Source organism: Tamlana crocina (genome assembly GCF_012037625.1).
In genome coordinates, this window is record NZ_JAAVJS010000498.1 from 1 (window position 1) to 359 (window position 359).

Genomic DNA, 359 nt, shown 5'->3' on the forward strand with positions numbered 1-359 from the left:
TAAAAGTCTGGTTGATCCACTCTTCAAGGCAGCCAAAAACAGCTTCCCTTTTGTAAGCTGCCAAAGCTCCCGGGGTACATAGCACCGATTCCAGGCTGCTTTCGGCTGAACGTACGAATTCGAAACTCAAAACAAAACTTACATCCAGCATTTTCGGCAACAAGGCTTTTTGTCCGTTGTTTAGCACACGAATATTTCCTGCTACTGCCCCACAATTTTCATTCACAACAAATGGACTCACCAGGTTTCGCAGGGTATCTGTACTAACTTCAGAATCACTGTCTACAGTCACGAAAACTTCTCCGGTTCCCAGATGGAATCCGCGGTAAAGCGCATGACGTTTTCCTTTGTTCTGAGGT

The 359-nt window shown here is 45.7% G+C and carries 1 protein-coding gene; it reads right to left on the reverse strand.

All coding sequences use genetic code 11. From position 1 onward, the window contains the following. Positions 1–359 (reverse strand): glycosyltransferase family 2 protein (locus tag HC176_RS17770; protein ID WP_167920334.1); only part of this gene is annotated, 359 nt, incomplete at both ends.